The sequence below is a fragment of the Pseudomonas sp. MWU12-2029 genome (assembly GCF_023242425.1).
In the GTDB taxonomy this organism is placed as follows: domain Bacteria; phylum Pseudomonadota; class Gammaproteobacteria; order Pseudomonadales; family Pseudomonadaceae; genus Aquipseudomonas; species Aquipseudomonas kribbensis.
The window spans coordinates 278,008-298,746 of sequence record NZ_JALJDY010000009.1 but is presented as its reverse complement, the minus strand read 5'-3'; the positions used below and the strand labels follow the sequence as shown (position 1 = coordinate 298,746).

Annotated in this window: 26 protein-coding genes; 19 read left to right on the top strand and 7 right to left on the bottom strand. The window is 58.2% G+C overall.

What is annotated here, in order from left to right; all coding sequences use genetic code 11:
* The 16 genes from rpsN (at position 1) to bfr (ending at position 9,720) form a co-directional block, all read left to right on the top strand.
* Positions 1-306 carry a 30S ribosomal protein S14 gene (rpsN, locus tag M5B44_RS22750; protein ID WP_003228726.1) on the top strand — a complete coding sequence of 102 codons (306 nt, stop codon included), beginning with the start codon at positions 1-3 and terminating at the stop codon, positions 304-306.
* A 208-nt stretch (positions 307-514) separates the two neighbouring features.
* Entirely contained in the window at positions 515-907 is a 393-nt protein-coding gene (gene rpsH, locus M5B44_RS22745; protein WP_011336171.1) for a 30S ribosomal protein S8, read from the top strand.
* A gap of 12 nt (positions 908-919) precedes the next feature.
* Complete coding sequence (gene rplF, locus M5B44_RS22740) at positions 920-1,453, top strand: 50S ribosomal protein L6 (RefSeq protein ID WP_065259511.1); 534 nt, start codon at positions 920-922, stop codon at positions 1,451-1,453.
* A 10-nt stretch (positions 1,454-1,463) separates the two neighbouring features.
* Positions 1,464-1,814, top strand: coding sequence for a 50S ribosomal protein L18 (gene rplR / locus M5B44_RS22735; protein WP_003186037.1), 351 nt, complete (start codon positions 1,464-1,466; stop codon positions 1,812-1,814).
* 3 nt (positions 1,815-1,817) lie between these two features.
* The gene (rpsE, locus tag M5B44_RS22730) at positions 1,818-2,318 is read left to right on the top strand and encodes a 30S ribosomal protein S5 (protein WP_007955637.1); all 501 of its coding nucleotides are present in this window, start codon (positions 1,818-1,820) and stop codon (positions 2,316-2,318) included.
* Positions 2,319-2,320: 2 nt separating this feature from the next.
* Positions 2,321-2,497 carry a 50S ribosomal protein L30 gene (gene rpmD / locus M5B44_RS22725; protein ID WP_003176408.1) on the top strand — a complete coding sequence of 59 codons (177 nt, stop codon included), beginning with the start codon at positions 2,321-2,323 and terminating at the stop codon, positions 2,495-2,497.
* A 3-nt stretch (positions 2,498-2,500) separates the two neighbouring features.
* Positions 2,501-2,938 (top strand): 50S ribosomal protein L15, encoded by a 438-nt coding sequence (rplO, locus tag M5B44_RS22720; RefSeq protein WP_003228720.1) that lies wholly within the window; start codon positions 2,501-2,503, stop codon positions 2,936-2,938.
* Positions 2,939-4,267 carry a preprotein translocase subunit SecY gene (secY, locus tag M5B44_RS22715; RefSeq protein WP_003228718.1) on the top strand — a complete coding sequence of 443 codons (1,329 nt, stop codon included), beginning with the start codon at positions 2,939-2,941 and terminating at the stop codon, positions 4,265-4,267.
* Positions 4,268-4,294: 27 nt separating this feature from the next.
* Positions 4,295-4,411, top strand: coding sequence for a 50S ribosomal protein L36 (rpmJ, locus tag M5B44_RS22710; protein WP_002555468.1), 117 nt, complete (start codon positions 4,295-4,297; stop codon positions 4,409-4,411).
* A gap of 130 nt (positions 4,412-4,541) precedes the next feature.
* Positions 4,542-4,898 carry a 30S ribosomal protein S13 gene (gene rpsM / locus M5B44_RS22705; protein WP_003186020.1) on the top strand — a complete coding sequence of 119 codons (357 nt, stop codon included), beginning with the start codon at positions 4,542-4,544 and terminating at the stop codon, positions 4,896-4,898.
* 30 nt (positions 4,899-4,928) lie between these two features.
* Complete coding sequence (gene rpsK, locus M5B44_RS22700) at positions 4,929-5,318, top strand: 30S ribosomal protein S11 (RefSeq protein WP_002555466.1); 390 nt, start codon at positions 4,929-4,931, stop codon at positions 5,316-5,318.
* Between the two features lie 18 nt (positions 5,319-5,336).
* Positions 5,337-5,957 carry a 30S ribosomal protein S4 gene (gene rpsD / locus M5B44_RS22695; RefSeq protein WP_003176404.1) on the top strand — a complete coding sequence of 207 codons (621 nt, stop codon included), beginning with the start codon at positions 5,337-5,339 and terminating at the stop codon, positions 5,955-5,957.
* Positions 5,958-5,979: 22 nt separating this feature from the next.
* A complete protein-coding gene (locus M5B44_RS22690) occupies positions 5,980-6,981 on the top strand; it encodes a DNA-directed RNA polymerase subunit alpha (RefSeq protein ID WP_003186012.1) in 1,002 nt (333 codons plus the stop codon).
* Between the two features lie 42 nt (positions 6,982-7,023).
* On the top strand, positions 7,024-7,410 hold the full coding sequence (gene rplQ / locus M5B44_RS22685) for a 50S ribosomal protein L17 (RefSeq protein ID WP_007955635.1): 387 nt from the start codon (positions 7,024-7,026) through the stop codon (positions 7,408-7,410).
* Between the two features lie 238 nt (positions 7,411-7,648).
* A complete protein-coding gene (locus M5B44_RS22680; protein ID WP_248740557.1) occupies positions 7,649-9,103 on the top strand; it encodes a catalase in 1,455 nt (484 codons plus the stop codon).
* Between the two features lie 149 nt (positions 9,104-9,252).
* A complete protein-coding gene (gene bfr / locus M5B44_RS22675) occupies positions 9,253-9,720 on the top strand; it encodes a bacterioferritin (protein ID WP_248740556.1) in 468 nt (155 codons plus the stop codon).
* Positions 9,721-9,785: 65 nt separating this feature from the next.
* Here the strand turns inward: bfr and uvrA are convergent, their stop codons facing one another.
* On the bottom strand, positions 9,786-12,620 hold the full coding sequence (uvrA, locus tag M5B44_RS22670) for an excinuclease ABC subunit UvrA (RefSeq protein WP_114885841.1): 2,835 nt from the start codon (positions 12,618-12,620) through the stop codon (positions 9,786-9,788).
* A gap of 191 nt (positions 12,621-12,811) precedes the next feature.
* On the opposite strand from uvrA, the gene M5B44_RS22665 reads away from it, so the two are divergent.
* From M5B44_RS22665 to M5B44_RS22655, 3 genes are all read left to right on the top strand, one after another.
* The gene (locus M5B44_RS22665; protein WP_119428952.1) at positions 12,812-14,209 is read left to right on the top strand and encodes an MFS transporter; all 1,398 of its coding nucleotides are present in this window, start codon (positions 12,812-12,814) and stop codon (positions 14,207-14,209) included.
* Positions 14,210-14,218: 9 nt separating this feature from the next.
* On the top strand, positions 14,219-14,737 hold the full coding sequence (locus M5B44_RS22660; protein WP_007966163.1) for a single-stranded DNA-binding protein: 519 nt from the start codon (positions 14,219-14,221) through the stop codon (positions 14,735-14,737).
* A 269-nt stretch (positions 14,738-15,006) separates the two neighbouring features.
* A complete protein-coding gene (locus M5B44_RS22655) occupies positions 15,007-16,212 on the top strand; it encodes an acyltransferase family protein (RefSeq protein WP_248740555.1) in 1,206 nt (401 codons plus the stop codon).
* Between the two features lie 65 nt (positions 16,213-16,277).
* Here the strand turns inward: M5B44_RS22655 and M5B44_RS22650 are convergent, their stop codons facing one another.
* From M5B44_RS22650 to M5B44_RS22625, 6 genes are all read right to left on the bottom strand, one after another.
* Positions 16,278-17,435, bottom strand: coding sequence for a glutathionylspermidine synthase family protein (locus M5B44_RS22650; protein ID WP_248740554.1), 1,158 nt, complete (start codon positions 17,433-17,435; stop codon positions 16,278-16,280).
* Positions 17,435-18,121, bottom strand: coding sequence for a DUF1190 domain-containing protein (locus M5B44_RS22645; protein ID WP_248740553.1), 687 nt, complete (start codon positions 18,119-18,121; stop codon positions 17,435-17,437). The genes M5B44_RS22650 and M5B44_RS22645 overlap by 1 nt, the downstream gene beginning before the upstream one ends.
* 17 nt (positions 18,122-18,138) lie before the next feature.
* On the bottom strand, positions 18,139-18,564 hold the full coding sequence (locus tag M5B44_RS22640) for a DUF350 domain-containing protein (RefSeq protein WP_085712345.1): 426 nt from the start codon (positions 18,562-18,564) through the stop codon (positions 18,139-18,141).
* Between the two features lie 13 nt (positions 18,565-18,577).
* Positions 18,578-19,222: a DUF2491 family protein gene (locus M5B44_RS22635; RefSeq protein ID WP_248740552.1), complete on the bottom strand. Its 645-nt coding sequence runs from the start codon at positions 19,220-19,222 to the stop codon at positions 18,578-18,580.
* 124 nt (positions 19,223-19,346) lie between these two features.
* Positions 19,347-20,045, bottom strand: a complete 699-nt coding sequence (locus M5B44_RS22630; protein WP_114885831.1) for a PspA/IM30 family protein — start codon at positions 20,043-20,045, stop codon at positions 19,347-19,349.
* Positions 20,046-20,062: 17 nt separating this feature from the next.
* Positions 20,063-20,731 carry a YjfI family protein gene (locus M5B44_RS22625; RefSeq protein WP_134828264.1) on the bottom strand — a complete coding sequence of 223 codons (669 nt, stop codon included), beginning with the start codon at positions 20,729-20,731 and terminating at the stop codon, positions 20,063-20,065.
* Between the last annotated feature and the right edge of the window lie 8 nt (positions 20,732-20,739).

Sequence of the window (20,739 nt, the reverse complement as noted above, 5' to 3'; positions counted from 1 at the left end):
ATGGCCAAGAAGAGCATGAAAAACCGTGAGCTGAAGCGTCAGCTCACCGTTGCCAAGTACGCCACCAAGCGTGCAGCGCTGAAAGCTATCATCGTTGATCTGAACGCAAGTCCAGAAGCGCGTTGGGAAGCTACCGTAGCTCTGCAGAAGCAGCCACGTGACGCAAGCGCTTCGCGCATGCGTAACCGCTGCCGCCTGACTGGTCGTCCGCACGGCGTTTACCGCAAGTTCGGCCTGGGCCGTAACAAGCTGCGTGAAGCTGCAATGCGTGGTGACGTTCCAGGTCTGGTTAAAGCCAGCTGGTAATTGCTGTCAAAGTCTCGATGGTCGGGGTCGCAAGAACCTGACCATCGGTGGCCTTGAACATGAATCAAGCCCCTTTTGGGGCTTGATTCATTTCTGGGGTGTGTCTAGAATGACCGGCTCGCCTGAGCCCGTGTTTTTCTGCCCGGAGTTTCTCGGCGACAAGTAGTAGCCGCAAGGCTAATTTTTCTGTATTAGGAGCGTCTAGCCCATGAGTATGCAGGACCCGTTAGCGGACATGCTAACTCGAATCCGTAATGCCCAGATGGCTGAAAAGTCCGTCGTAAGCATGCCTTCTTCCACGTTGAAGGTGGCTGTAGCTAAAGTCCTGAAGGACGAAGGTTACATCGCGGGTTATCAGATCAGCAGCGAAACCAAACCACTGCTGTCTATCGAGCTGAAATATTTCGAAGGCCGTCCGGTTATCGAAGAAGTCAAGCGCGTTAGCCGTCCAGGCCTGCGTCAGTACAAGTCCGTCGAAGAACTGCCAAAAGTACGTGGCGGTCTCGGCGTGTCTATCGTCTCCACCAACAAAGGTGTGATGACTGATCGTGCTGCGCGCGCTGCCGGTGTCGGCGGCGAAGTTCTTTGCACTGTGTTCTAAGGGGGGATAAGCATGTCTCGCGTCGCTAAGAACCCCGTTAAGCTGCCAGCCGGTGTCGAAGTAAAATTCGCAGGCCAACAGCTTTCGGTGAAGGGTGCCAAGGGTACTCTTGAACTGAACGTCCATTCGTCCGTTGAGATCGTTGAAGAAGCCGGTGAGCTGCGTTTTGCTGCTCGCAATGGCGATCAGCAGACTCGCGCAATGGCCGGTACCACTCGTGCGTTGGTAAACAACATGGTCCAGGGCGTAAGCCAAGGCTTCGAGCGCAAGCTCCAGCTGGTCGGTGTTGGTTACAAAGCGCAAGCAAAAGGTCAGGTGCTGAACCTGGCTCTTGGCTTCTCGCACCCAGTGGATTACGAACTGCCGGAAGGCATCACCGCTGAGACTCCTAGCCAGACCGATATCCTGATCAAGGGCATCGACAAGCAGCTGGTAGGTCAAGTGGCCGCCGAGATCCGCGACTTCCGTCCACCAGAGCCGTACAAAGGCAAAGGTGTGCGCTACGCGGACGAAGTCGTCCGTCGTAAAGAAGCCAAGAAGAAGTAGGGCATAGCAAATGACCGACAAAAAAGTTACTCGACTGCGTCGCGCTCGCAAAGCACGCCTGAAAATGCACGAACTCGAAGTCGTGCGTCTCTGCGTGTTCCGCTCTTCGCAGCACATCTACGCCCAGGTCATTTCGGCCGACGGCAACAAAGTCCTGGCAAGCGCCTCGACTTTGGATAAAGAACTGCGTGATGGCGCCACTGGCAACATCGACGCGGCCACTAAGGTTGGCCAGCTGGTCGCTACGCGTGCTAAGGCCGCTGGCGTCTCGCAGGTGGCTTTCGACCGCTCTGGCTTCAAGTACCACGGCCGCGTAAAAGCGCTGGCTGATGCTGCTCGTGAAGCTGGGCTGGAGTTCTAAGTTATGTCAAATAACGACCAAAAGCGCGACGAAGGCTACATCGAGAAGCTGGTTCAAGTTAACCGCGTAGCCAAAACCGTTAAAGGCGGCCGTATCTTCACTTTCACCGCGTTGACCGTGGTTGGTGATGGTAAGGGCCGTGTTGGCTTCGGCCGTGGCAAGTCGCGTGAAGTGCCTGCTGCGATCCAGAAGGCAATGGAAGCTGCTCGCCGCAACATGATCCAGGTTGATCTGAACGGCACCACTCTGCAGTACGCAATGAAGTCCGCTCACGGCGCTTCGAAGGTGTACATGCAGCCTGCTTCTGAAGGTACCGGTATCATCGCTGGCGGCGCTATGCGTGCTGTCCTCGAAGTTGCTGGCGTTCAGAACGTTCTGGCCAAGTGCTACGGCTCGACTAACCCTGTAAACGTGGTTCACGCCACTTTCAAGGGTCTGAAGGCTATGCAGTCTCCTGAGTCCATCGCAGCCAAGCGTGGCCTGCGTGTTGAGGAGATCAAGTAATCATGGCTACCGTTAAAGTTACGCTGATCAAAAGCATGACCGGCCGCATCCCTAACCACAAACTGTGCGTTAAGGGTCTGGGTCTGCGTCGCATCGGTCACACTGTAGAAGTCCAGGATACTCCCGAGAATCGCGGGATGATCAACAAGGCTTACTACATGCTGCGTGTCGAGGGTTAATCGATGAAACTCAATGATCTGAGTCCAGCGCCGGGTTCCCGTCGCGAAAAGCATCGTCCGGGCCGTGGTATCGGTAGTGGTTTGGGTAAGACTGGTGGCCGTGGTCACAAAGGTCAGACCTCCCGCTCCGGTGGCACCATTGCTCCAGGCTTTGAAGGCGGTCAACAGCCGCTGCATCGTCGCCTGCCGAAGTTCGGTTTCGTTTCCCTGAAAGCCATGGATCGCGCAGAAGTGCGTCTGTCCGAGCTGGCTAAAGTGGAAGGCGACATCGTCACCGTGCAGTCCCTGAAAGATGCCAACGTGATCAACGTCAACGTACAGCGTGTGAAAATCATGCTGTCCGGTGAAGTGACTCGCGCTGTCACTATCGGCAAGGGAATCGGCGCCACCAAAGGTGCGCGTGCGGCTATCGAAGCAGCTGGCGGCAAGTTCGAGGAATAAATGGCTAAGCAAGGTGCTCTCTCTGCGCTCGGCAAAGGCGGTATGTCTGAACTCTGGGCTCGTCTGCGTTTTCTGTTCCTGGCGATTATCGTCTACCGAATAGGCGCACACATCCCGGTTCCAGGTATCAACCCGGACCGACTCGCGGACCTGTTTCGACAGAATGAGGGGACCATTCTTAGCTTGTTCAACATGTTTTCCGGCGGCGCGCTGGAGCGGATGAGCATCTTTGCACTGGGGATCATGCCGTACATTTCGGCATCGATCATCATGCAACTGATGACCGCCGTCAGCCCGCAGCTGGAGCAGTTGAAGAAGGAAGGTGAAGCTGGCCGTCGCAAGATCAGCCAGTACACCCGCTACGGCACCGTCGTCCTCGCTCTCGTTCAGGCCATTGGCATGTCCATTGGCCTGGCGGGGCAGGGCGTTGCGTTCACTGGTGACTTTGGCTTCCATTTCGTCGCGGTATCCACGTTTGTGGCTGGTGCGATGTTCATGATGTGGCTGGGTGAGCAGATTACTGAGCGTGGTGTAGGCAACGGTATCTCGATGTTGATTTTTTCGGGAATCGTCGCCGGTCTTCCGAGAGCAATCGGGCAGTCTTTCGAGTCTGCGCGTCAGGGGGATATCAACATCTTCGCCCTGGTTGCCATCGGTTTGCTGGCAGTAGCGATTATCGGTTTCGTGGTGTTCATTGAGCGTGGTCAGCGTCGTATCGCTGTTCACTACGCCAAGCGTCAGCAAGGCCGCAAGGTTTTCGCTGCGCAGACTAGCCACTTGCCGCTGAAGGTGAACATGGCCGGCGTTATTCCGGCTATTTTCGCGAGCAGCATTCTGCTGTTCCCGGCTTCGTTGGGTGCCTGGTTTGGTCAGTCTGAAGGTATGGGCTGGTTGCAGGACATCTCGCAGTCGATCGCTCCTGGTCAGCCGTTGAATATTCTGCTGTTTAGTGCAGGGATTATTTTCTTCTGCTTCTTCTATACGGCGTTGATGTTCAATCCGAAAGACGTAGCGGAAAACCTGAAGAAGTCCGGTGCCTTTATTCCGGGCATCCGTCCAGGTGAGCAGTCTGCGCGCTACATTGATGGCGTTCTGACTCGCTTGACCATGTTCGGTGCTCTTTACATGACGGCCGTGTGCCTGTTGCCCCAGTTCCTGGTGGTTGCAGCAAACGTTCCGTTCTACCTTGGCGGGACCTCGTTGCTGATCGTGGTCGTGGTTGTGATGGACTTCATGTCCCAAGTACAATCGCACCTCGTTTCGCACCAGTACGAATCCCTGATGAAGAAAGCCAACCTGAAGGGTTACGGCAGCGGCATGTTGCGCTGAGTACCCATAAGGTTCGAGGAGTTGGTGATGAAAGTTCGTGCATCGGTGAAAAAGCTGTGCCGTAACTGCAAGATTATTCGCCGCGAAGGTGTTGTTCGAGTAATTTGCAGCGCGGAACCGCGTCACAAACAGCGCCAAGGCTGAGTGTGATTGTGCTTCAAGCCCGGCAGCTAGTGCGCTGCCGGGTTGATTATTTGTTATTACAGCGATATTATCTCGCGCCCTATTTCTTGGCTTCCGGGGCGTAGGTAGCTGTCAATTGGAGTCCCACTGAATGGCCCGTATTGCAGGCGTTAACATTCCAGATAACAAGCATACTGTTATCTCGCTGACCTACATCTATGGTGTTGGTCGCACTACTGCGCAGAAAATCTGTGCAGTGACTGGGGTAAACCCAGCAGCAAAGATCAAGGATCTGAGCGACGAGCAAATTGAACAGCTGCGTGGCGAAGTGGCGAAGTTCACCACTGAAGGTGACCTGCGTCGCGAAATCAACATGAAAATCAAGCGCTTGATGGACCTCGGTTGCTATCGCGGTCTGCGTCATCGTCGTGGTCTGCCAGTACGCGGTCAGCGTACCAAGACCAACGCGCGTACCCGTAAAGGTCCGCGTAAGCCGATCCGCAAGTAATCGCCCCAGCGAATCGACAGGAATTTAATCATGGCAAAACCTGCTGCTCGTCCTCGTAAAAAAGTTAAAAAGACAGTGGTTGATGGCATCGCCCACATCCATGCCTCTTTTAACAACACCATCGTGACCATTACCGACCGTCAAGGTAACGCTCTTTCCTGGGCTACCTCCGGTGGTTCGGGTTTCCGCGGTTCCCGCAAGTCCACCCCGTTCGCTGCTCAAGTAGCTGCTGAGCGTGCTGGTCAAGCTGCGCTGGAATACGGCCTGAAAAACCTCGACGTAAACGTCAAGGGCCCAGGTCCAGGTCGTGAATCCGCAGTCCGCGCTTTGAACGGCTGTGGCTACAAGATCGCCAGCATCACCGACGTGACGCCAATCCCGCACAACGGGTGCCGTCCGCCGAAGAAGCGCCGCGTGTAATCCAGGAGATTGTAAAGAATGGCTCGTTACATTGGTCCAAAATGCAAACTCGCTCGTCGCGAAGGCACCGATCTCTTCCTGAAGAGCGGCGTGCGCGCGATCGAATCGAAGTGCAACATTGAAGCAGCACCTGGTATCCACGGCCAACGCCGCGGTCGCCAGTCCGACTACGGCACCCAACTGCGTGAAAAGCAGAAGGTCCGTCGTATCTACGGCGTTCTCGAGCGTCAGTTCAGCGGCTACTACAAAGAAGCTGCTGGCAAGAAAGGTGCAACCGGTGAAAACCTGCTGCAACTGCTCGAATGCCGTCTGGACAACGTCGTATACCGTATGGGCTTTGGTTCGACTCGTGCCGAATCCCGTCAGCTGGTATCGCACAAGTCGATCAGCGTTAACGGTCAGACCGTAAACGTTCCTTCGTACCAGGTTCGTGCTGGTGACGTGGTCGCTGTTCGCGAGAAAGCAAAAAATCAACTTCGCATTGTCCAAGCTCTCGATCTGTGTGCTCAACGTGGCCGCGTAGAGTGGGTAGAAGTAGACACTGAGAAGAAGTCGGGCGTTTTCAAGAACGTTCCTGCTCGCAGTGATCTGTCCGCCGACATCAACGAAAGCCTGATTGTCGAGCTCTACTCCAAGTAAGGGCTAGAAAATAGGTGCATCCATGCAGATTTCGGTAAATGAGTTCCTGACACCCCGCCATATTGATGTGCAGGTTGTCAGTCCAACCCGCGCCAAGATCACTCTCGAGCCTCTCGAGCGTGGTTTCGGCCACACCCTGGGCAACGCGCTGCGCCGCATCCTGTTGTCCTCAATGCCCGGCTGCGCAGTAGTCGAGGCCGAGATTGACGGTGTGCTCCACGAGTACAGCGCCATCGAAGGTGTACAGGAAGACGTAATTGAAATCCTGTTGAACCTTAAAGGTCTGGCTATCAAGCTGCACGGCCGTGACGAAGTTACGCTGACCTTGTCGAAGAAGGGTTCGGGGGTGGTTACCGCTGCCGATATTCAGCTGGATCATGATGTCGAGATCGTTAATCCCGATCACGTAATCGCTAACCTGGCGTCTAACGGCGCCCTGAACATGAAGCTCACCGTAGCTCGTGGTCGTGGTTATGAACCAGCCGACTCGCGTCAGAGCGATGAAGACGAAAGCCGCAGCATCGGTCGCTTGCAGCTTGACTCTTCGTTCAGCCCGGTTCGCCGTATCGCATACGTGGTGGAAAACGCCCGTGTCGAGCAGCGTACCAACCTGGACAAGCTGGTTATTGATCTGGAAACCAACGGTACTCTGGATCCTGAAGAGGCTATCCGTCGTGCTGCAACCATTCTGCAACAGCAGTTGGCTGCGTTCGTCGACCTCAAAGGTGACAGTGAGCCAGTGGTTGTCGAGCAGGAAGACGAGATCGATCCGATCCTGCTTCGCCCGGTTGACGATCTGGAACTGACTGTACGTTCGGCTAACTGCCTTAAGGCGGAAAACATCTACTACATCGGTGACCTGATTCAGCGTACCGAAGTTGAGCTGTTGAAGACTCCGAACCTGGGCAAGAAATCCTTGACTGAAATCAAGGACGTTCTGGCCTCCCGCGGTCTGTCCCTCGGCATGCGCCTCGACAACTGGCCGCCTGCAAGTCTTAAGAAGGACGACAAGGCGACTGCCTGATCGTCGTAATCACCGAACGTAGTGTTTGGTAAGGAATGAACCATGCGTCATCGTAAAAGTGGTCGCCACCTGAGCCGCACCAGCTCGCACCGCAAGGCCATGTTCCAAAACATGGCTGTGTCGCTGTTCGAGCACGAGCTGATCAAAACTACTCTGCCAAAAGCCAAAGAACTGCGCCGCGTTGCCGAGCCGCTGATCACTCTGGCCAAGACAGACAGCGTTGCTAACCGTCGTCTGGCTTTCGACCGTACTCGTTCGAAAGCTATCGTTGGTAAGCTCTTCAACGACCTGGGCAAGCGTTACGCTACCCGTGAGGGTGGCTACCTGCGCATCCTCAAGTGCGGTTTCCGCGCTGGCGACAACGCGCCTATGGCGTATGTCGAACTGGTTGATCGTGCTGTCGGCGGTGAAGCTGTATCCGCTGAGTAAGACGTCAGTCTGAAACAAAGGACCGGGCCTAGTGCCCGGTTTTTTGTGCCCGTAAGAAATGCGCCGTTCGTACAAGCTTCTACCCTGTTTGGATCTGCACTATGTGCTGGGTTTTATTGTTAGTTATTTTCTATTGATGACCATGAGTTAATGAATTTGTGGCTGTCATATTGATGATCGATACTCCCCAACAAGCCGATTAGCCGGCAGTTCAAGACTGACAGAGGAAGAAGATCGCATGAGCCAGAACAAGACGCTTACGACTGCCAGCGGTGCGCCAGTCGCCGATAACCAGAACTCTCGCTCCGCCGGGCCGCGCGGACCGTTGCTGCTCGATGACTTTCATCTGATCGAGAAGCTTGCTCACTTCAACCGCGAAAACATCCCTGAACGACGTGTGCATGCCAAAGGTTCGGGCGCCTACGGTACCTTCACCGTCACTCGCGATATCACGCAATACACGAGCGCCAAACTGTTCTCTGCTGTGGGTAAGCAGACGCCTACTTTCCTGCGATTCTCCACGGTGGGCGGTGAGCGCGGCTCGGCTGACACCGAGCGCGATCCTCGTGGTTTTGCCCTGAAGTTCTATACCGAAGAAGGCAACTGGGACATCGTTGGCAACAACACACCCGTGTTCTTCATTCGTGACCCGCTGAAGTTTCCTGACTTTATCCACACCCAGAAACGCTTGCCGCAGAGCAACCTGAAAAGTGCGCAGATGATGTGGGACTTCTGGTCGCATTCGCCCGAAGCGCTGCATCAGGTCACCATTCTGTTCTCTGATCGCGGTATCCCGGATGGCTACCGTCATATGCACGGCTTCGGTAGCCACACTTACAGCTTGATTAGCGCTCAAGGCGAGCGTCACTGGGTGAAGTGGCACTACAAGACCAAGCAAGGGATCAAGAACCTCGCGCCGGCAGATGCGGCACGCCTGGCGGGCACTGATCCGGATTACGCGCAGCGCGACTTGTTCGAGGCCATCGAGCGTGGTGACTTCCCGAAATGGAGCGTGTGCATCCAGGTCATGACCGAGGCCCAGGCCGCGGCGCATTACGAGAACCCGTTCGACGTGACCAAAACCTGGTCGCAGAAGGAGTTCCCGCTGATCGAAGTCGGTGAGCTGGAGTTGAATCGCAATCCGCTGAACTACTTTGCTGAAGTCGAGCAGGCTGCGTTCGGCCCAAGCAACATGGTGCCAGGCGTCGGCCTTTCGCCGGATCGCATGCTGCAAGGTCGCGTCTTCGCTTATGCCGATGCGCATCGCTATCGCGTAGGCACCAATCACCAGCAACTGCCGGTGAACGCCCCGCGCAGCCCGGTAAATACCTACCAGCGTGACGGTTCGATGGCTTTTGGCAGCAATGGTGGCGCGGCCCCGAATTACGAGCCGAACAGCTACGTGGAGTCGCCGAAACAGGCGCCGCACTATGCCGAACCAGCACTGGCCCTGAGCGGTGCGGCTGATCGTTACGATCACCGCGAAGACACCGACTACTACAGCCACGCGGGTGCGCTGTTCCGTTTGATGAGTGATGAGCAGAAAGCCTTGCTGGTCAACAATATTGCCGGTGCGATGGTCGGTGTTTCCAGCGATGTGGTTGATCGCCAGTTGCAGCATTTCTACAAGGCCGACCCGGCGTACGGAGAAGCAATCGCAAAGCTGCTCAACGTACAGCTTAACGAAGTCTAAACGAGAAGCAGAACCGCCCTCATTAGGGCGGTTTTTGCGTTATTTAACCTGTTTTTCTCAGAATATCTTCGCTTTTATTGCGCGAAGTAAGTGACCTTGCGGTCATGTTGGTTCAAACTACAGACTTTCAAGAAGGGAGATGTAGGGCGATGCAAGGCCACCCAGACGTTATCGATTACCTCAACACGTTGCTGACCGGCGAACTGGCCGCGCGTGACCAATATTTCGTTCACTCGCGGATGTATGAGGACTGGGGATTCACCAAGCTCTACGAACGAATCAACCACGAGATGGAAGAGGAAGCCGGTCACGCCGATGCGCTGATGCGCCGGATTCTGATGCTCGAAGGCACCCCGCGCATGCGTCCGGATGACCTGGACGTCGGCACTACGGTGGAGACCATGCTCGAAGCGGATCTGCGCCTGGAGTACAAGGTGCGTGCCGCACTGTGCAAAGGCATCGAGCTGTGCGAGAAGCACAGCGACTACGTAAGCCGCGATATCCTCAAGCTTCAGCTGCATGACACTGAAGAAGATCACACCTACTGGCTCGAAAAGCAGTTGGGCCTGATCAAGCTGATCGGTATCCAGAACTACCTGCAATCCCACACATCCTGATTGCAACTGATACAAAAAAGCCCCTGTCACTGAGGAAGTGACAGGGGCTTTTTCATGCCCGGTGATCAGGCTCGATCGCGGATCAGCAGTGGTTTGAGGTAATGGCCGGTGTGAGATTGCTTCATCTCGGCCACTTCCTCAGGCGTACCGGTAGCGATGATCTGCCCCCCTTTCGAGCCACCCTCAGGGCCGAGATCCACCAGCCAGTCGGCGGTCTTGATCACGTCGAGGTTGTGTTCGATCACGACCACGGTGTTGCCGTGGTCGCGCAGGCGATGCAGTACATCGAGCAGTTGCTGGATATCCGCGAAGTGCAGGCCGGTGGTCGGCTCGTCGAGGATGTACAGGGTCTTGCCGGTGTCACGCTTGGATAGCTCGCGGGACAGTTTGACCCGCTGCGCCTCACCACCGGACAGCGTGGTCGCCGACTGTCCGAGCTTGATGTACGACAGGCCCACATCCATCAGCGTTTGCAGCTTGCGCGCCAGCGCCGGCACCGCGTCAAAGAACTCCCGCGCTTCCTCGATCGTCATTTCGAGGGTTTCGTGGATGCTCTTGCCTTTGTATTTGATTTCCAGGGTTTCGCGGTTGTAGCGCTTGCTCTTGCACACATCGCACGGCACGTAGATATCCGGCAGGAAGTGCATTTCCACCTTGATCAGACCGTCGCCCTGGCAAGCCTCGCAACGACCGCCCTTGACGTTGAACGAGAAACGCCCCGGGCCATAACCACGGGAGCGGGATTCCGGTACACCGGCAAACAGTTCGCGGATTGGCGTGAACAGCCCGGTGTAAGTCGCCGGGTTGGAACGCGGTGTACGACCGATCGGGCTCTGGTCAATGTCGACGACCTTGTCCAGATGCTCCAGGCCCTTGATGCTGTCGTGGGCTGCCGCTTCCAGGGTGGTCGCGCCATTGAGTGCCGTGGCGCTCAACGGGAACAGCGTGTTGTTGATCAGCGTCGACTTGCCCGAGCCGGAAACGCCGGTCACGCAAGTCAGCAAGCCGATGGGGATCTCCAGGTCGACATTGCGCAGGTTGTTGCCCCGCGCGCCCTTGAGCGACAACACCTGCTTCTTGTTGCGCGGCGTGCGTTTGGCCGGCACTTCGATCTTGACCCGACCCGACAGGTATTTGCCGGTGAGCGAGTCCGGGTGCGCCATGACTTCGTCCGGCGTGCCTTCGGCGACGATTTGCCCGCCATGAACCCCGGCACCCGGGCCGATATCCACAACGTAGTCAGCCAGACGGATTGCGTCTTCGTCGTGCTCGACCACGATCACCGTGTTACCGATATCGCGCAGGTGCTTGAGGGTGCCGAGCAGACGGTCGTTGTCACGCTGGTGCAGACCGATGGACGGCTCATCGAGGATGTACAGAACGCCAACCAGACCGGCTCCGATCTGACTGGCCAGACGAATCCGCTGGGCTTCGCCACCAGATAACGTGTCCGCACTGCGATCCAGCGACAGGTAATCCAGCCCCACGTTGACCAGGAACTGCAGACGCTCGCGGATTTCCTTGAGAATCTTGTCGGCAATTTCGCCACGGCGGCCGGTCATCTTCAACTCGCCGAAGTAGTCGCAGGCATCGCCGATCGGCAGGTTGGTCACCGCCGGCAGGGTTTTCTCGCCAACCCACACATGTCGCGCTTCGCGACGCAGGCGGGTGCCGCGGCAATCCGGGCAGGACTGGGTGCTGAGGAACTTCGCCAGTTCTTCGCGCACGCTGGCCGACTCGGTTTCGCGGTAGCGGCGCTCGAGGTTCGGCACGATGCCTTCGAACGGGTGCGAACGCTTGACGATGTCGCCACGGTCGTTGAGGTACTTGAAGTCGACGTTCTGCGAGCCGCTGCCATGCAGAATGTATTTCTGCTGATCGGCTGGCAGTTCGTTGAACGGCTGCTCGAGGCTGAAGCCGTAATGCGCGGCCAGTGAACCGAGCATCTGGAAGTAATAGACGTTGCGCCGGTCCCAGCCGCGGATCGCGCCTTCGGCCAGCGTCAGTTCACCGTTGACCAGACGCTTGATGTCGAAGAACTGCTTCACGCCCAGGCCGTCACAGGTCGGGCAGGCGCCGGCCGGGTTGTTGAAGGAAAACAGCTTGGGTTCCAGCTCGCTGATCGCATGGCCGCAGATCGGGCAGGCGAAGCGCGCGGAGAAGATCATCTCTTCGCCCGGCTCGTCGTCCATTGGTGCTACCAGGGCGATGCCGTCCGCCAGTTTCAGTGCGGTCTCGAAGGATTCGGCCAGACGTTGCTGCAGATCGGCGCGAACCTTGAAGCGGTCGACCACGACTTCGATCGTGTGCTTCTTCTGCTTATCCAGTTTCGGCAACTCGTCCAGCTCGCAGAGCCGGCCGTTGACCCGGGCCCGGACGAAGCCTTGGGCACGCAGTTCTTCGAACACCGACAGATGCTCGCCCTTGCGCTCACGGATCACCGGCGCCAGCAGCATCAGCTTGCTGCCTTCCGGCTGTGCCAGCACCAGGTCGACCATCTGGCTGACGGTCTGCGCTTCCAGCGGGATGTCGTGATCCGGGCAACGTGGCGTACCGACGCGCGCATAGAGCAGACGCAGGTAGTCGTAGATCTCGGTGATGGTGCCGACCGTGGAGCGCGGGTTGTGCGAGGTCGACTTCTGTTCGATGGAGATCGCCGGCGACAGGCCTTCGATGGTATCGACGTCGGGCTTTTCCATCATCGACAGGAACTGCCGGGCATAGGCCGACAGGGATTCGACATAGCGGCGCTGACCTTCGGCATAGAGCGTGTCGAAGGCCAGGGACGACTTGCCGGATCCGGACAGGCCGGTGATGACGATCAGTTTGTCCCGTGGCAGGGTCAGGTCGATGTTCTTCAGGTTGTGGGTACGGGCCCCACGTATCAGGATCTTGTCCAAAGTGGCCTCGCTCGGCGGGCGTCGAAAACACAGGAGTATACGGCCAAATACTGGATGGATGCACACTATCGAATGAAGGGTTTTCCACCTTGCATGAAGAGAGTTTCATCTATACGCGTCATAGCGTCGCGATATACCCCGTCTTTCGATGGGACTGGTAGAATCGCCGCCGGTTCACACGAGGTTTTTCCATGCACGATCCCCACAGCGAACGCATGAGTGGCAGCGAGACCCGCGCGGCGAGCGGTCTGGCCCTGGTGTTCGCCTTCCGTATGCTTGGCATGTTCATGGTGCTGCCGGTACTGGCGACCTATGGCATGGATCTGGCGGGAGCGACCCCGGCCCTCATCGGGCTGGCGATTGGCGCTTACGGCCTGACCCAGGCGATTTTCCAGATTCCGTTCGGGATCATTTCCGACCGTATCGGCCGTCGCCCGGTGATTTACCTGGGGCTGATCGTCTTCGCCCTCGGCAGCGTGCTGGCGGCCCAGGCCGACTCGATCTGGGGCGTGATTGCCGGCCGGATCCTGCAGGGCGCTGGCGCAATTTCCGCAGCGGTCATGGCACTGCTTTCCGACCTGACCCGCGAACAGCACCGCACCAAGGCCATGGCGATGATCGGCATGACCATCGGCCTGTCGTTCGCGGTGGCCATGGTGGTCGGTCCGCTGCTGACTCGCGCATTTGGTCTTTCCGGCCTGTTCCTGGCCACCGGCGGCATGGCGCTGGTGGGTATCGTGATCGTGCTGTTCATGGTGCCGAAATCCACCGGGCCGCTGAGTCATCGCGAGTCCGGCGTGGCGCGGCAGGCATTGATGCCGACGCTCAAGCACCCGGACCTGCTGCGCCTGGATCTTGGCATTTTTGTGTTACATGCGATGTTGATGTCGAGCTTCGTCGCGCTGCCCCTGGCTCTGGTCGAAAAAGCCGGGCTGCCCAAGGAACAGCACTGGTGGGTCTACCTGACTGCCTTGTTGATCTCTTTCTTCGCCATGATCCCGTTCATCATCTACGGCGAGAAGAAACGCAAAATGAAACGAGTTTTGCTCGGCGCCGTCATGACGCTGATGCTCACTGAGCTATTCTTCTGGCAGTTCGGTGACAGCCTGCGGGCTCTGGTGATCGGGACGGTGGTGTTCTTTACCGCGTTCAATCTGCTGGAAGCCTCGCTGCCGTCGCTGATCAGCAAGGTTTCACCGGCAGGTGGCAAGGGCACGGCCATGGGCGTGTACTCCACCAGCCAGTTCCTCGGTTCGGCACTCGGCGGGATTCTCGGCGGCTGGATGTTCCAGCATGGAGGTCTGTCGGTTGTGTTCCTCGGATGTGCCGGGCTGGCTGCCATCTGGCTGGCCTTTGCTGTTACCATGCGCGAACCACCCTACGTGACGAGCCTGCGCTTGCCGTTGTCGCCCGAGGCGATCCGCGAAGCGGGTCTGGTCGAGCGCCTCAGGGCCCTCGTAGGGGTAACAGATGCAGTGATAGTCGCCGATGAAGCGGCTGTTTACATCAAACTGGATAAAGAATTAGTGGATCGCGACACCCTCGAACGCCTGGTGAACAACCCGGCCGGGGCTGCTTGCGAAGCCTAGGAGAACGTTATGGCCCGTGGGGTTAACAAAGTCATATTGGTCGGCACTTGCGGCCAGGATCCCGAAGTTCGCTACTTGCCTAACGGTAACGCCGTGACCAACCTGAGTCTGGCAACCAGCGAACAGTGGACCGACAAGCAGACCGGTCAGAAGGTCGAGAAGACCGAGTGGCACCGCGTATCGATGTTCGGCAAGGTTGCCGAAATCGCCGGCGAATACCTGCGCAAGGGTTCGCAGGTATACATCGAAGGCAAGCTGCAGACCCGCGAGTGGGAAAAAGACGGCATCAAGCGTTACACCACCGAAATCGTGGTCGACATGCAAGGCACCATGCAACTGCTGGGCGGCCGTCCACAACAGGGCGACCAACAAGGCGGTGGCAACAACTACCAGCAGCAGGCGCCACGCCAGCAGGCTCCGCGTCCGCAGCAGTCGGCTCCTCAGCAGCGTCCGGCCCCGGCTCCACAGCAGGCCGCGCCGCAGCCAGCTCCGGATTTCGACAGCTTCGATGACGATATCCCGTTCTGATCGAAGTCGCTGAACCAGGCCCGGTCTGGATTCGAAGCCCCCGCATTGCGGGGGCTTCGTCGTTTTGGCGGTTGCACTTGGCTTTTGGATGTTCGTGAACTGACTAAACAGTCCGGGCGTTCAGGGCGGTAAAGTTTCGCAAAGAGTCTTGAAGGCAGCGGCAAGCCGATCCATGATCGGTCCCGGCGCTTTCGAGCCCGTCCATTTTTTGCAAGAGCGGGCTCCCCGGCATCGGGCGTCAGTTCTCATCACAAGAACAAGAGAAACCGATGAGCAGTAGCAAGAACAAGGAAATCGAGTACCTGCGCGGTGTGGCCATCCTGATGACGGTGTTTGCCCACAGTACGTTGTTATTGCCATTTCATGGCGCGTTCATGGAAAAGCTGTTCAACGTGTATTCCCCCTGGTCCGGGGTGGATCTGTTCTTCTGTATTTCAGGTTTTGTCGTCAGCAAGGCCTACCTCGATTACTTCGATCAGAACCGCGAGCAGAATCGCTTCGGTCTCGCCGCAACGTCATTCTGGATTCGACGGGCTTACCGCCTGCTGCCCACTGCCTGGCTGTGGGTGTTGATACCGCTGGTGTTCTCGATCTTCTTCAACCAGTCCAATGCGTTCCAGTCGTGGTTCGACAATGTGCGCAGCTTCACCGCCGTCGCGACATTCACCGGTAACCTGGCGAACCAGTACGGGGTGATCCTGGGGCCAAACTCGGTTTACTGGAGTCTGGCGCTGGAGGAGCAGTTCTACTTCATCTTCCCGCTGTTCCTGCTGTTGATCACTTCGACACGGTGGCGGGTGATCGCCCTGATTACGTTGATCGCCGTGCAGTTTCCGCTGGATCGCAATGCGTTTGGTGCGGCGCCGGCGGGAATGCTGTTTTCGTTCCGTCTTGACGCCATGATGTGGGGCATCCTGCTCTGCCTGTTCACGCGCACCTCCTTGTACAAGGAAATCGAGCCCGTGGCGTTGGGTGGCAGCCTGATCAAGCGGCTGGGGATCACGCTGTTCCTGCTGTACATGATGGGCGCCATTGCCGGCCAGCTCATTGCAACACCGATCGCTGTCGGGTTGCTGGCGATCAATGCGCTGATCCTGGTCTGGCTCTCCAGTTACCAGAAGGGTTACATCTACTGTCCAGCCTTCCTGAGCGCTATCGGCCAGTGGCTGGGTTCGCGTTCCTACGCCCTGTACGTCGTGCACATGTTTGCCTACCACCTGAGCACCGAGATCTGGAGTCGTGTGGCCAGCGAGCGGGGCGTCGAGCTGGGCAGCGAGTTCACCGTCCAACTGTTGCTGACGTCGTTTGCGATCATGGTGATCTGCAGTGAGCTGAACTACCGGTTTGTCGAAACGCCGCTGCGTCGCCGTGGCGCGGAAATCTCTCGCCGCAGAATGGCCGGTCTCGCCACCGCCGAACCGGTCCGGGAAAAACCTTTGGTGGAAGCTCCGGCTCGTACGACCGAGCTGTCGTAACCGACGCCGGAAACGAAAAACCCGTAGCGCGCAAACGCTACGGGTTTTTTATTGCCGGTCTCGAATCAGTCAAGAATCAGGTGCGGTAAAAAACGGCTCGAGTCCTTGGTGATCAGGCTATTGTCTTCGCGCACGCCAATTCCTGCGGCCTGGTCGCCGATCACCCAGGACCCAATCAGCGTGTAGCTGTCATCGAACCTTGGCAGCGGCGCAAATTCCTGCAGGATGAAGGGCGCATCCGTGTAGGGGCCGTCCTCTTTGACGATCAGACCGTCGGCAGTTTGCAGCTCGATGTTGGCACCTTCCCGGGAAAAGTACGGCTTGCGCACCCAGCCCCTGGGCACTGCGCTGGCCGGATCCGGATCGAGATGAGCGGCCAGCAGATTCGGATGGCCCTTGTGCAATTCCCAGAGCAAGGGCAGGGCGCCTTTATTGGAGAGAATGGCCTTCCACGCCGGTTCGAAAAATTGCGTATCGCAATCGGCGATGGCTGCACCGAACGGCTCGTGGAAGATGAATTCCCAGGCGTGCAGCTTGAACAGGTGCGGAATCCAGCGATCCTCAAGGTCGACGAAACGTCCTTCAGTTGTCAGGCCGATGTCTTCGATATCGATGTGCCGCGATTCGATGCCGACCTTTTCCGCGATCAGTCGCAGGTAGTCCGTGGTGCCCTTGTCCTCGACCGAACCTTTCATCGAGGCAAAGTAAAACGGGCGCTTGAGTTTCAGCGCGGCAAAGGCTTCGTGCAGTCGGGTGTCGATGCTGTTGAACTGGTCGGCATGGCGCGGCAGCATCCCGCGCTCGATGCATTGCTCAAGCCAGCCCCACTGGAAGGCCGAGGCTTCGTACAGGCTGGTGGGCGTGTCGTAGTTGAGCTCCAGCAGTTTCGCCGGGCCGTTGCCGCTGTAGGAGAAGTCCATGCGTCCGTACAGATGCGGATGACCTTCCAGCCAGGACGTTCGGATCATGTCGTAGTACGACGCGGGGATGCTCAAGCGATCAAGCAGCTCCTCGCTGCGCACGACCCGGTCCACCAGATCCATGCACATCTCGTGCAGTTCGGTGGTCGGATCCTCGAGATCATTTTCGATCTGCGTGAGCGTGAACTGGTAGTACGCGCGTTCTTCCCAGTAGGGCTCGTCGTCGATGGTGTGGAACAGAAAACCGAGGCTTTCGGCCGTCTGTTTCCAGTCGTGGCGCTCGGCGCAATGGATCTTCTTCATCAGCTGCTCGAACTGCCCCAGCCGCCCCAACCGCTGCGTGCGCTGGACTGGCTGCCGAAACCGCCACGGGAAGTGGAAGACGCCACGTTGACCGATTTACTACGGGAGCTGGTGTAGTCCGAATTGCTGCGAGTGGTCGGAGCCGATTCGATCCGCCGGTTCAGCGTCGAAGTGTCGTACGTCTGGCGCGTATCGCGGTCGCGATACACCGTCCGCGAGTTGTTGCTCATGGCATTGCCGATCAGCCATCCGGTGAGCCACCCGTTGCTCGACCCGCCACCGCTGGAGACGTGGGTCGTGTTCTGGGTGGTCTGCACGGGCTCGGCATTGCCTTCCGGCATCTGCGCATTGGCAATCGCATCAAGGTTCTGTGCCGGCTCGGTGTTTTGCGGCACCTTGAAACCACCGAGCTTCGGCACAAAGCGGCCGTCGGAGTTCTTCTGACACCAGCCGGCGGCAAAGTCCGCGTCGCACTTGGTTTTGTCGTCATAAGCCGGGGCGATACGCCGGTGTTCGGCCAGGGCCGCGACGTAGGCATTCGAGCAGGCATCGGCAGCCACTTCGGCGTCGACGCACTGTTCCACGCTCTGGAAGGTGCGCTGTTGTTCCTGGGCGGCTGCTTCACCGGAAATCGCCAGGGCCACTGATGCGGCGAGGGACAGTTGAACGTACTTGCTTCGTTTCATCTCGGGCTTCCTGCCGATCAGTAGGACGGGGTCATGCACGCGGCGTTGAGCATGCCGACGCTGATCGCCACCGCTGCCACGTAGATGCCGGCGGCAACTTCACCGTTGGCGATGCGCTGGGACGTGCCTTTGAGCACCAGTCCGGTGGCCAGGAATGCCAGCAGTTGCACCGCAGCGGCGATCACGGCCCAGAGGACGAAATCGAGGACGTTGATCGAGTGGGCGATGATGTTGCTCGCCGGGATCGCGAAACCGATGATCGCGCCCGACAGGGCGATGGCGGCCGCGTTGTTGCCGCCGCGGATCAGTTCGAATTCCTTGTGCGGCGTGATGCGTGTGTAGACGAACTGAAACAGCATGAACAGCAGCACGGCGCCGATCAGATAGGCGGCGAAACCGACCAGCGCGGCCTTGTTCAGGGAAACGGACAGCACTTCCAGCATGGGGAACTTCCTTTTAAATGGTGCTCAGATCGGTGGTGTACAGCGAGATGCCCAGCGATGTGCTCAGGCTGACAGTGCCTTCTTCATCCTGCTCGACGGAGAACAGCAGCAGCTCGCGACGGTCGGTCAGGCCGGTTTCCCGGGCGTACAGCATCGAATGGTGTTCGATGGTGTAGGACTCGTCGGGATTGACCACTTGCTCGGTGAGCGGGACCAGTTCGGTCTGGCCGCGTTCGGTGCCCCATTCACGGGTGAAGGACACGCCGTCATGGGTGTAGGCCGGCAGGCCGATCAGGCTGTTCGGGCCCGCCAGGCGCTGCAGTTCGGCGTCACTGTTGACCGTGACATAGCTGACGTAATTGAACAGCGTCACCGATTCGATCTGATCGTCGCCGGTTACGTGGACTTGCAGCCAGAAATCTTCGTTGTCCAGGTAGTAGCGATACAGCTTGTTCGACTGGCCGAGGTCGATCCAGCCGGCGCTCCAGATGGCCTGGGCATCGGGGACCCGTACCGAGGTGCTGCCGTCGAGCAGCAGGCCGAGCGTCGAGTCGAACCGGATCGCCTTGCCCTGCGCCAGGCCCAACGGGCCGCTGGCCGCCTCGCGTGCAGGTGCAGGGGCCGAACCGGTGCCGAGCAAATTCTTTAACCATCCCATGGGTACATTCCTTGAAGCGGGTGGAGGTGTTCGTTGGCAAAACGCCGCTAGTGTACCGGCCTCGTGACAAACGAGCAGGCAAAAAAGAAGGGCACCCGGTGCCCTTCTTTTCTTCTGTCTGCCCTTACTGGGCCGACTTCTGCTTCAGGCGCTCGAGGATCGCGTTGGCGCTGCCCTCGTTCGGCGTGATGCCGGCGTCGCGCAGCTTGCGCTCCAGATCGTTGCCGGTCGTGGCATCGGCCAGTTCGTCCTGAGCGTTCAGCTCGGCGGCACGCTGCTTTTGCTTCTCTTGCAGGCGGTTCAGGGTGCCGACTGCGGTTTCCAGCTTGCCGTTGGCGCCGCCGCTGGCGATGGAGGCACTGACCTGGGCTTTCTGCACGCTTTCACGGGCCTTGGCCATGTCCACTTGCTGACGCAGGCTTTTGATCCGCGCTTCGGCCTTGTTGATGTCCTTGCGCATGTTGTCGGCGTAGGTGCCGAACTCGTCGCTCTGGGCCTTCTCGGTGCTCAGGTCGTTGGTCAGGGTCGAAATCGCTTCGGCCACTTCCATCGCCAGATCTTCACGGCCGGCGTTCAGGGCGGAGACTGCCTTGGCTTCCAGGTCCTTGATCTTGGCGTCGTACTCGCTCACGCGGTCGGCGGACAGTTTGTGCTTGGCCATGATGGTGACCAGTTCGCGACGGGCGTTGGACAGGGCGCTGTCGGCGTCACGGATTTCCTGGTCGAGGATGCGCAGGGCCTGTTGGTCGACGATCGCTTCGCCGACTTCATTGGCGCCGCCGCGCAGAGCGGTGAACAACTTGCTCCAGATGGACTGAGTCATTGGATTTTCCCTGTTGATTACTTGAAGAAGTGTTCGAAGGCTTCGCTGGCGCGCTGCACGTTGTCGACCAGGGTTTTCACCTCGGTGACGACGTTGGTCAGGCTCGAATCCGCACTCAGCGCGCCGAACATGTTGTAGACGGTCTGGCCGTTCGGCATGGTCTCGATGCCGATCGACGACAGCGGGAACATTTCCCGGCTGCGCAGCACCGCGTCGTTGAAGGTGCGCACGTCGGTAATCGAATCGATGTCCACCAGCACGGTATCGACGATGATCTGCTGACCCGCGATGGCGATGTGAATCGGCAGGCCGCCGAATTCGTTCATTTCCAGCTTGAGGCTGGGTTCGGCGCTCTGGATCAGGGACAGCGTGATCTCGTGGGACGCCACCTCGTCCAGTGCCTTGAAAGCGTTGTAGAGGCTATCGATGTTCCAGTTGTTGCCTGCGCTCATGTAATTCTCCGACATGAAAGAGCCAGCCAGAATCGGTTGGCGTAGCTGTTGCTCCATTTGCTTGAGCAAGCTTCGGTTTTCGGGAAGCACCCAAGTTTCGTGTTTCACATAACCGGCGGCAGCCAGGCCCGCGCGCATCTGCTTCATATAGAAGCTCGACGGTTTTTTCGCGGACGTTGTCGAGCGCACTCCCTTCGGGCTCTCCGATTTTGTTGCAGGGGAGCTGCTTTTCATGGCGATGA

What these genes read in the sequence shown, in the direction of transcription:
- M5B44_RS22690 (WP_003186012.1), top strand. Translation starts at nt 5,980, where the DNA reads ATGCAGATTTCGGTAAATGAGTTCCTGACACCCCGCCATATTGATGTG.
- rpmJ (WP_002555468.1), top strand. Translation starts at nt 4,295, where the DNA reads ATGAAAGTTCGTGCATCGGTGAAAAAGCTGTGCCGTAACTGCAAGATT.
- M5B44_RS22680 (WP_248740557.1), top strand. Translation starts at nt 7,649, where the DNA reads ATGAGCCAGAACAAGACGCTTACGACTGCCAGCGGTGCGCCAGTCGCC.
- rpsK (WP_002555466.1), top strand. Translation starts at nt 4,929, where the DNA reads ATGGCAAAACCTGCTGCTCGTCCTCGTAAAAAAGTTAAAAAGACAGTG.
- rplO (WP_003228720.1), top strand. Translation starts at nt 2,501, where the DNA reads ATGAAACTCAATGATCTGAGTCCAGCGCCGGGTTCCCGTCGCGAAAAG.
- rpsH (WP_011336171.1), top strand. Translation starts at nt 515, where the DNA reads ATGAGTATGCAGGACCCGTTAGCGGACATGCTAACTCGAATCCGTAAT.
- M5B44_RS22625 (WP_134828264.1), bottom strand. Translation starts at nt 20,731, where the DNA reads ATGAAAAGCAGCTCCCCTGCAACAAAATCGGAGAGCCCGAAGGGAGTG.
- M5B44_RS22630 (WP_114885831.1), bottom strand. Translation starts at nt 20,045, where the DNA reads ATGACTCAGTCCATCTGGAGCAAGTTGTTCACCGCTCTGCGCGGCGGC.
- rplF (WP_065259511.1), top strand. Translation starts at nt 920, where the DNA reads ATGTCTCGCGTCGCTAAGAACCCCGTTAAGCTGCCAGCCGGTGTCGAA.
- M5B44_RS22635 (WP_248740552.1), bottom strand. Translation starts at nt 19,222, where the DNA reads ATGGGATGGTTAAAGAATTTGCTCGGCACCGGTTCGGCCCCTGCACCT.
- rpsD (WP_003176404.1), top strand. Translation starts at nt 5,337, where the DNA reads ATGGCTCGTTACATTGGTCCAAAATGCAAACTCGCTCGTCGCGAAGGC.
- M5B44_RS22640 (WP_085712345.1), bottom strand. Translation starts at nt 18,564, where the DNA reads ATGCTGGAAGTGCTGTCCGTTTCCCTGAACAAGGCCGCGCTGGTCGGT.
- rplQ (WP_007955635.1), top strand. Translation starts at nt 7,024, where the DNA reads ATGCGTCATCGTAAAAGTGGTCGCCACCTGAGCCGCACCAGCTCGCAC.
- secY (WP_003228718.1), top strand. Translation starts at nt 2,939, where the DNA reads ATGGCTAAGCAAGGTGCTCTCTCTGCGCTCGGCAAAGGCGGTATGTCT.
- M5B44_RS22655 (WP_248740555.1), top strand. Translation starts at nt 15,007, where the DNA reads ATGAGCAGTAGCAAGAACAAGGAAATCGAGTACCTGCGCGGTGTGGCC.
- rpsM (WP_003186020.1), top strand. Translation starts at nt 4,542, where the DNA reads ATGGCCCGTATTGCAGGCGTTAACATTCCAGATAACAAGCATACTGTT.
- rpmD (WP_003176408.1), top strand. Translation starts at nt 2,321, where the DNA reads ATGGCTACCGTTAAAGTTACGCTGATCAAAAGCATGACCGGCCGCATC.
- M5B44_RS22645 (WP_248740553.1), bottom strand. Translation starts at nt 18,121, where the DNA reads ATGAAACGAAGCAAGTACGTTCAACTGTCCCTCGCCGCATCAGTGGCC.
- M5B44_RS22650 (WP_248740554.1), bottom strand. Translation starts at nt 17,435, where the DNA reads ATGAAGAAGATCCATTGCGCCGAGCGCCACGACTGGAAACAGACGGCC.
- rpsE (WP_007955637.1), top strand. Translation starts at nt 1,818, where the DNA reads ATGTCAAATAACGACCAAAAGCGCGACGAAGGCTACATCGAGAAGCTG.
- rplR (WP_003186037.1), top strand. Translation starts at nt 1,464, where the DNA reads ATGACCGACAAAAAAGTTACTCGACTGCGTCGCGCTCGCAAAGCACGC.
- M5B44_RS22665 (WP_119428952.1), top strand. Translation starts at nt 12,812, where the DNA reads ATGCACGATCCCCACAGCGAACGCATGAGTGGCAGCGAGACCCGCGCG.
- M5B44_RS22660 (WP_007966163.1), top strand. Translation starts at nt 14,219, where the DNA reads ATGGCCCGTGGGGTTAACAAAGTCATATTGGTCGGCACTTGCGGCCAG.
- bfr (WP_248740556.1), top strand. Translation starts at nt 9,253, where the DNA reads ATGCAAGGCCACCCAGACGTTATCGATTACCTCAACACGTTGCTGACC.
- rpsN (WP_003228726.1), top strand. Translation starts at nt 1, where the DNA reads ATGGCCAAGAAGAGCATGAAAAACCGTGAGCTGAAGCGTCAGCTCACC.